Source organism: Mesorhizobium sp. M7A.F.Ca.CA.002.09.1.1 (assembly GCF_003998555.1).
In the GTDB taxonomy this organism is placed as follows: domain Bacteria; phylum Pseudomonadota; class Alphaproteobacteria; order Rhizobiales; family Rhizobiaceae; genus Mesorhizobium; species Mesorhizobium ciceri.
In genome coordinates this window covers 1-7,751 of sequence record NZ_RZRR01000179.1, presented here as the reverse complement: position 1 = coordinate 7,751, position 7,751 = coordinate 1, and the positions used below count along the sequence as shown (strand labels likewise).

Genomic DNA, 7,751 nt, shown 5'->3' with positions numbered 1-7,751 from the left:
CGCCTATGGCACCGAGACAATCCGGCCGGTCGCCAAGATCGTCGGCCCGGGCAATGCCTATGTCGCGGCAGCCAAGCGCCAGGTTTTCGGCACCGTCGGCATCGACATGATCGCCGGGCCATCGGAAGTGCTTGTCGTGGCCGACGGCAGCAACGATCCGAACTGGATCGCTGCCGACCTGCTGGCCCAGGCAGAACACGACGCTTCGGCGCAGTCGATCCTGGTCACCGACGATCCGGCTTTCGGCATCGCGGTCGAACAGGCGGTCGAGCGCCAGTTGCAGAGCCTGCCACGCGCTGAAACGGCAGCGGCGAGCTGGCGCGATTTTGGTGCCGTGATCCAGGTGTCGACCATCGACGCCGCGCTGCCGCTGGTCGATCGCATCGCCGCCGAACATGTCGAACTGGCCATCGACGACGCCGAGGGCTTCCTGTCGCGGATGCGCAATGCCGGTGCGGTCTTTCTCGGCCGCCACACGCCGGAAGCCATCGGCGACTATGTCGGCGGCTCTAACCATGTGCTGCCGACGGCGCGCTCGGCGCGTTTCTCGTCCGGCCTGTCCGTGCTCGATTTCGTCAAGCGCACGTCGATCCTCAAGCTTGGACCGGAGCAGTTGCGTATCTTGGCGCCGGCGGCGATTGCGCTGGCCAAGGCGGAGGGTCTTGACGCGCATGGACGCTCCGTCGCCATACGGTTGAACATGTAGGCGGCGATGTCTGGCCCCGATCAAACCCGCGCCAGGCTGATCGATGTCGAACTCGATGAATCGATCGGCCGGTCAACGCCGGATGTCGAGCATGAACGTGCAGTGGCGATCTTCGACCTGATCGAGGAGAACAGTTTCCAGCCCGTCAATGACAGCGGCGACGGCCCTTACCGGCTGAAACTGTCGCTGGCCGAGCAGCGGCTGGTGTTTGCCGTGGCGCGCGAGGATGGCACCGCCGTCGTCACCCATATCCTGTCGCTGACGCCGCTCCGGCGCATCGTCAAGGATTACTACATGATCTGCGAAAGCTACTACGACGCCATCCGCTCCTCGACGCCGAGCCATATCGAGGCGATCGACATGGGCCGCCGCGGCCTGCACAATGAAGGTTCGCAGACGCTGATGGACCGGCTGTCCGGCAAGATCGACATCGACTTCGATACGGCGCGCCGGCTGTTCACGCTGGTCTGCGTGCTGCACTGGCGGGGCTAGCCCTGTCGCCCGGCGCCCTGCCCCGTTCGATCCTGTTCCTGTGCGGCATGAATGCCGTGCGCTCGCCAATGGCGGAGCAGCTGGCGCGCCGGATGCTGCCCGCCACCGTCTTTGTCGCTTCGGCCGGCGTTCGCGCCGGCGAGCGCGATCCGTTCGTCGATGCGGTGCTGGCCGAAGAAGATCTCACGCTGGGCGAGCGCCACCCAAGGACGATGGACGATCTCGAGGACGACTATTTCGACCTCATCGTCACGCTGGCACCCGAAGCGCACCACGCCGCACTCGAACTCACCCGCTCGCTCGCCGTCGAGGTCGAATATTGGCCGACGCCGGACCCGACCGACGCCGGTGGCACGCGCGAACAGATCATGGCAGCGTACCGGGACGTCCGCGAGCGGCTGAAGGTGCGCATAGGCCGACGTTTCTTGCTTCCAGAGGCAAAAAACGCGACGGATTAAGCGTGTTCACAAGCGGACGATTATCATATAGGTTCCGCCGAAATTCCGGCCAGGGTGCTGGAACTACCATCCAAGCAAAGGTATCGAATGCCGAAGGAAGAAGTCCTCGAGTTTCCGGGTGTCGTGACGGAATTGTTGCCGAACGCGATGTTCCGGGTAAAGCTCGAAAACGAACACGAAATCATCGCCCATACGGCCGGCCGCATGCGCAAGAACCGCATCCGCGTGCTGACCGGCGACAAGGTTCTGGTCGAGATGACGCCATACGACCTGACCAAGGGCCGCATCACCTATCGTTTCAAGTAAGCAAAGCCCGACTGGTCCGCGATGAGCATTTTGCAGAAGCTGGTGCTTGCCTCGGGTTCGCCGCGCCGAATCGAGCTCTTGCAGCAGGCCGGGATCGAGCCGGACCGCGTGCTGCCGGCCGATATCGACGAGACGCCGCTGCGTGCCGAGCATCCGCGCTCGCTGGCCAAGCGGCTGTCGAAGGAAAAGGCCGAAAAGGCGTTTGCGTCACTGAAGACCGAAGCCGACTATGCGCCGGGTTTCGTGCTGGCCGCCGACACGGTGGTTGCCGTCGGGCGGCGCATCCTGCCCAAGGCAGAAACCCTCGACGACGCCGCCAACTGTCTCGGGCTGTTGTCGGGCCGTTCGCATCGGGTCTATTCCGGCATCTGCCTTATCACCCCGGGTGGCAAGCTGCGCCAGCGCCTGGTCGAGACGCGGGTGCGTTTCAAGCGGCTGCCGCGCGAAGAGATCGACGCCTATATCGCCTCGGGCGAATGGCGCGGCAAGGCGGGCGGCTACGCCGTCCAGGGCCTCGCCGGCGCCTTCGTCGTCAAGCTGGTCGGCTCCTACACCAACATCGTCGGGCTGCCGCTGTATGAGACCATCGCGCTGCTGAGCGGCGAAGGCTTCAAGGTGCATGGCGGCTGGCTGGCGGGAACCCGGCTGTGAATTCCGATCCCAAAGTCACGCCCTTGCGCCCAAAGCGCCCCTGTCCCGAATGCGGCAAGCCCTCGGCGCGCGACAGCTTTCCGTTCTGCTCGACGCGCTGCAAGGACATCGACCTCAACCGCTGGCTGAAGGGCGCCTATGTCATCAAGGCCCGCGATGACGAGGAAGAGACGGATCCCGACGCTCCGAAATGAGGTCGTCAGGCGGCCTCGGTCTTGCGCGCCACCCGCGCCCAGCCCGGCAGCCAGTCGCCGTGAGCGGCCAAGAGATCGTCGACCAGTGACCAGATCTGGTCGAGATCGAGTTCGGCCGCGGTGTGCGGATCCATCATCGCCGCGTGGTAGATGTGCTCGCGGTTCTCGGTCATCAGAGCCCGCACCGTCAGTTCCTGCACGTTGATGTTGGTGCGGATCAGCGCGGTCAATTGCGGCGGCAGCTCGCCTATATAGGTCGGCTGGATGCCGGAGGCATCGACCAGGCACGGCACTTCGGCGGCGCAATCCCGAGGCAGCGAGGTGATGCAGCCATTGTTGCGGACATTGCCGTAGATCACCGACGGCTCGCCGGTCCAGACTGAATTCATGATCGAGGAGGCATATTCCCGGGACTGCTCTACCTCGATGCGATCGGCCGAGCGATAGGCTTCAGCCTGCCCCTTCCAGCGCTCGATCTGCTCGATGCAGCGCTTGGGATATTCATCAAGCGGGATGCCGTACTTCTCGATCAGGTCCGGGCGGCCGTCCTTGATGAAATAGGGCGTATATTCGGCAAAATGCTCCGAGCTCTCGGTGACGAAATAGCCGAGCCTGGTCAGCATCTCGTAGCGCACCTTGTTGGCACAGCGCGGGTTCCAGCCGGGCTTGGGCGCGCGGCCTTCGCGATAGGCGCGCACGAGATCTGGGTAGAGGTCGCGGTAGGAACCGTCCGGCTGGCGATGCTCGAACTTCAGATAGAACGCCATGTGGTTGATGCCGGCCGAGCGATAGCGGATCCCTTCGTAGGGAAGGTCGAGGTCTTCAGCCAGCTCCATTGCCGTGCCCTGCACCGAATGGCAGAGGCCGACCTGCCTGATCTCAGGGTATTTCTCTGCTATCGCCCAGGTGTTGATCGCCATCGGGTTGACATATTGCAGCATGATCGCCTGCGGGCAGACGGCGAGCATGTCTTCGCACACCTTCCACAGATGCGGCACGGTCCTTAAGCCCCGCATGATGCCGCCGACGCCGAGCGTGTCGGCGATCGTCTGGCGCAGGCCGTATTTCTTCGGCACCTCGAAGTCAGTGACGGTGCAGGGCTCGTAGCCCCCGATCTGGAAGGCGACGACGACGAAATCGGCGCCGGCCAGCGCCTTGCGCTGATCCGAATGGGTCTCGGTCTTCGCCTTGACGCCAAGCGTCGCGATCAGCTTGTTGACGACAATGGCGCTCTCTTCCAGCCGCTGCGGATTGATGTCCATCAGCGCGATCGTCGCGCCGGACAGCGACGGGCGCTGCAGCACGTCGCCGACAATGTTCTTCATGAACACCGTCGAGCCGGCGCCGATGAACGTGATCTTGGGATTTCTTGCCATGCTAACCTCCGGCATATGTTCAGGCCACATCGAAAGCGGCCCTGACGAGCCGTTCGGTGTAAGCGGTCTTGGGATTGGACAGGACGTCGTCGACGGGGCCCTGCTCGACGATCTTGCCGTTCTGCATGACGATCACGCGATGGCATAGCGCGCGCACCACCTTGAGGTCGTGCGAGATGAAGAGGTAGCTGAGGCCGCGCTCGTCCTGCAGCTTGCGCAGGAGGTCGATGATCTGCGCCTGGACGGAGAGGTCCAGCGCCGATGTCGGCTCGTCGAGCAGGATGAATTCTGGTTCGAGCGCTATGGCGCGGGCGATCGCGATCCGTTGTCGCTGGCCGCCGGAGAATTCGTGCGGAAACCGCGACAGAATATCGCCCGGCATGCCGGCGCTGACCAGCGCGTCGCGCACCCGTTCGACCCGCTCGCGCCGCGTCGCCCCTATGCTGTTGACGATCAGCCCTTCCTCGATGATCTGGCCGATCGTCATGCGCGGGTTGAGCGAGGAGAACGGATCCTGGAAGACGATCTGCATGCGCGAGCGCAACGGCCGCATCTCGGCCCGCGACAGGCCGTGGATCGGCTTGCCGTCGAAACGGATCTCGCCGCGCTTGGCGTCGATCAACCGGAGCAGGGCCTGGCCGAAGGTGGTCTTGCCGGAGCCGGACTCGCCGACCAGCCCCAGCGTCTCATGACGACAGAGTTTCAGGCTGAGATCGTCGACGGCGACCAATTCGCGCCAGTCGGGTTTCAGAAAGGTGCCGTGGCGCAGCATGAATGAGACGCGCACGCCGCTGGCCTCGAGAATGGTGCCACAACCCTCCGGCAGCGGCTTCGGCTGCCCGTGCGGCTCTGAAGCCAGCAGCCGCCTCGTATAGGGATGCCGCGGATCGCCGAACAGCCGTTCGGTGGCGTTGTGCTCGCACATTTCGCCATGCTGCATGACATAGACGTAGTCGGAGAACTGGCGCACCACGGTGAGGTCGTGGGTGATCAGGATCACCGCCATGCGCAGCTCTTTCTGCAGGCTGCGGATCAGGTTCAGGATCTGCGCCTGGACGGTGACATCGAGCGCCGTGGTCGGCTCATCGGCGATCAGCACGTCGGGATTGTTGGCCAGCGCCATGGCGATCATCACCCGCTGGCGTTGCCCGCCCGAGAGCTGATGCGGGTATTGTCTGAGCCGCGCGGCAGGATCGGGAATCTGCACGTGCTGCAGAAGTTCGAGCGCTCGCGCCCAAGCCTGTTTGCGGCTGACCTTACGATGCACCCGGATCGCCTCGACGATCTGGCTGCCGACCGTATAGATCGGGTTGAGCGAACTCATCGGCTCCTGGAAGATCATCGAGATGCGGTTGCCGCGCAGCTTGCGCCGGGCGCTCTCGGGAAATTTCAGGATGTTTTGCCCGTCATAACAGACGCTCGAGCCGGGCGACACCGTGGCGCGCCGTGACAGCAGGCCCATGACGGTGCGCGCCGTCACCGACTTGCCCGAACCGGATTCGCCGACGATGGCGATCGTCTCGCCGCGATAGAGCTGGAACGAGATGTCCTTGACCGCTTCGACGACGCCATGCTCCACCTTGAAGGCCACGGCGACGTTGCGGGCATCGATGATCGGCTGGTCCTGGCGTCCATCATGGTCGTGACGGACGATCGGTGCGAAGGATTCGGCGAGCGCGACGGACATCTCAGCACCTCAATAAGGGTCGACGGCGTCGCGCAGGCCGTCGCCCAGCGCGTTGAAGGCAAAGACGGTGACCAGCACAAAACCGACCGGCGACAGGATCCAGGGATAGGTGCCGATGACGGAATAGGTCGCGGTGTCCTGAAGCATCAGGCCCCACGAGATCAGCGGCGGCTTGACGGCGAAGCCGAGGAAACCGAGGAAGGATTCGAGCAGCACCACGGTCGGGATCGCCAGCGTCACGGCGACGATCACATGGCTCATCACATTGGGGAAGATGTGCTGCATGATGATGCGCCGGTCGGTGGCGCCGACCGCCATGGCGGCGCGCACATACTCGATCCGCGCCAGCGCCAGCGTCTTGCCGCGCACTTCGCGCGACATCTGCGCCCAGCCCAAGGCCGACATGACGATGATGACGAAAGCGAGGAAGACGTTGGTGGGAGCGGTGACCGGGATCAGTGTCGTCAGCGCCAGATAGAGCGGCAGCTGCGGGAAGGCGAGCACCAGTTCGACGAAGCGCTGCATCCAGACATCGAACCTGCCGCCGAAATAGCCGGAAACCATGCCGACGGTGGTGCCGATGACGGTGATGATGAAGACGACCGTCAGGGCGATCATCAGCGAGACGCGCGAGCCGTGGATGGCGCGCGACAGCACGTCACGGCCGAACTTGTCGGTGCCTAGGAAATGCACCGGCTGGCCGTCCAGCGAGCCGAACAGATGCCGGTCCGCCGGCAGCAGCCCAAACAGCTTGTAGGGCGCGCCATGCACGAAGAAACCGAGCAGCCTAGGATGATCATAGTCGGGGCCGACGACGGGCTGGAAAGTGACCGGATCGAGGTCCGCCGAATCGGCCAGCGCATAGACCCTCGGCCGTGCGGTGAAACCGCCGTCTCTGTCATGGAAGCTTGGCACCTGCGGCGGAGCGAAGCCGACATCCGTGACCTTCGGGTCCATTGGCGCGATGAATTCGGCGAATACGGCCATCACCAGCAGCAGCACGACGAGCCAGAGCCCGGCCATGCCGGTCCAGGAGCGCTTCAGCCGGCGCCAGACAAGCGCCATGTAGCTTTCGTTGCCATGCGCCGGTTCGGCGACGATGGGCCCTTCGGCAGGCAGCGGTGGAGGGGATGGATCGCGCGCCAGCATCTCAACGCTCCCCGAACTGGCGCACGCGCGGATCGAGCAGCACGAGCAGCATGTCGGCGATGATGTTGCCGACGATGAGCGTCGCCGACAGGACCATCATGAAGGTGGCGGTGACATAGACGTCGCCGACAGCCATGGAGCCGACGATCGCCGGGCCGACGGTCGGCAGTGCGAAGATGATCGCCGTCTCGATCTCGCCGGTCAGCATATAGGGCAGCACCACGCCCTGATACATGATGAGCGGATGCAGCGCGTTGGGCACGGCGTGGCGCATGACGACGGCAGCACCCGTCAGCCCCTTGGCCCTTGCCGTCTCGACATATTGCGCGTTCAGCGTATCGAGCAGATTGCCGCGCATGACGCGCATATTGTAGGCGAGGCCGCCGAAAGTGGCGATCGCCACCACCGGCCAGACATGTTTGTCGAGGTCGACGAATTTGGCCCACGACCACGGCGCACCACCATATTGCGGCGAGAAGAATGAGCCGATCTCAGACACGTTGAACTGGAAGACCAGGAGATAGACGATGATCAGCGCCATCAGGAAGCGCGGCACCGTCATGCCGAGGAAGGAGATGGCCGACAGTGTCGAGTCGATCCAGGTGTATTGCCTTGTCGCCGCCCATATGCCGAATGTGATGCCCAGCACCGAGGCCAGCAGATGGCAGACCAGCGCCAGAAGGAGCGTGCGCGGCAGGCGCTCTCCGACCACATCGGCGACCGGTTTGTTGT

The 7,751-nt window shown here is 64.0% G+C and carries 10 protein-coding genes; 6 read left to right on the top strand and 4 right to left on the bottom strand.

The annotated features are described in order from the left end of the window. The 6 genes from hisD to yacG form a co-directional block, all read left to right on the top strand. The coding region (gene hisD, locus EN994_RS10675; protein ID WP_127307526.1) for a histidinol dehydrogenase at positions 1 to 706 on the top strand (706 nt) is incomplete at its 5' end. Between the two features lie 6 nt (positions 707 to 712). Further along, on the top strand, positions 713 to 1,198 hold the full coding sequence (locus tag EN994_RS10670) for a UPF0262 family protein (RefSeq protein ID WP_013530198.1): 486 nt from the start codon (positions 713 to 715) through the stop codon (positions 1,196 to 1,198). Continuing rightward, entirely contained in the window at positions 1,186 to 1,656 is a 471-nt protein-coding gene (locus EN994_RS10665; protein WP_013530197.1) for a low molecular weight phosphatase family protein, read from the top strand. Before EN994_RS10670 ends, EN994_RS10665 begins: the two co-directional genes overlap by 13 nt. Before the next feature lie 87 nt (positions 1,657 to 1,743). After that, entirely contained in the window at positions 1,744 to 1,962 is a 219-nt protein-coding gene (infA, locus tag EN994_RS10660) for a translation initiation factor IF-1 (RefSeq protein ID WP_006200926.1), read from the top strand. Positions 1,963 to 1,983: 21 nt separating this feature from the next. After that, positions 1,984 to 2,613 (top strand): Maf-like protein, encoded by a 630-nt coding sequence (locus tag EN994_RS10655; RefSeq protein WP_013530196.1) that lies wholly within the window; start codon positions 1,984 to 1,986, stop codon positions 2,611 to 2,613. Next, positions 2,610 to 2,807, top strand: a complete 198-nt coding sequence (yacG, locus tag EN994_RS10650) for a DNA gyrase inhibitor YacG (protein WP_013530195.1) — start codon at positions 2,610 to 2,612, stop codon at positions 2,805 to 2,807. Before EN994_RS10655 ends, yacG begins: the two co-directional genes overlap by 4 nt. A 5-nt stretch (positions 2,808 to 2,812) precedes the next feature. Here the strand turns inward: yacG and EN994_RS10645 are convergent, their stop codons facing one another. The 4 genes from EN994_RS10645 to EN994_RS10630 all read right to left on the bottom strand — a co-directional run. Then, complete coding sequence (locus tag EN994_RS10645) at positions 2,813 to 4,183, bottom strand: alpha-glucosidase/alpha-galactosidase (RefSeq protein ID WP_063170044.1); 1,371 nt, start codon at positions 4,181 to 4,183, stop codon at positions 2,813 to 2,815. 19 nt (positions 4,184 to 4,202) lie between these two features. Next, entirely contained in the window at positions 4,203 to 5,870 is a 1,668-nt protein-coding gene (locus EN994_RS10640; protein ID WP_063170043.1) for an ABC transporter ATP-binding protein, read from the bottom strand. 9 nt (positions 5,871 to 5,879) lie between these two features. Beyond that, positions 5,880 to 7,019 carry an ABC transporter permease gene (locus EN994_RS10635; protein WP_063170042.1) on the bottom strand — a complete coding sequence of 380 codons (1,140 nt, stop codon included), beginning with the start codon at positions 7,017 to 7,019 and terminating at the stop codon, positions 5,880 to 5,882. 1 nt (position 7,020) lies between these two features. Further along, positions 7,021 to 7,751 (bottom strand): ABC transporter permease (locus EN994_RS10630; protein ID WP_164745865.1); only part of this gene is annotated, 731 nt, incomplete at its 5' end.

Excerpts from the sequence above, each read along its gene's own strand:
- EN994_RS10670 (WP_013530198.1), top strand. The coding sequence starts at position 713 with ATGTCTGGCCCCGATCAAACCCGCGCCAGGCTGATCGATGTCGAACTC.
- EN994_RS10645 (WP_063170044.1), bottom strand. The coding sequence starts at position 4,183 with ATGGCAAGAAATCCCAAGATCACGTTCATCGGCGCCGGCTCGACGGTG.
- EN994_RS10640 (WP_063170043.1), bottom strand. The coding sequence starts at position 5,870 with ATGTCCGTCGCGCTCGCCGAATCCTTCGCACCGATCGTCCGTCACGAC.
- EN994_RS10635 (WP_063170042.1), bottom strand. The coding sequence starts at position 7,019 with ATGCTGGCGCGCGATCCATCCCCTCCACCGCTGCCTGCCGAAGGGCCC.
- infA (WP_006200926.1), top strand. The coding sequence starts at position 1,744 with ATGCCGAAGGAAGAAGTCCTCGAGTTTCCGGGTGTCGTGACGGAATTG.
- EN994_RS10655 (WP_013530196.1), top strand. The coding sequence starts at position 1,984 with ATGAGCATTTTGCAGAAGCTGGTGCTTGCCTCGGGTTCGCCGCGCCGA.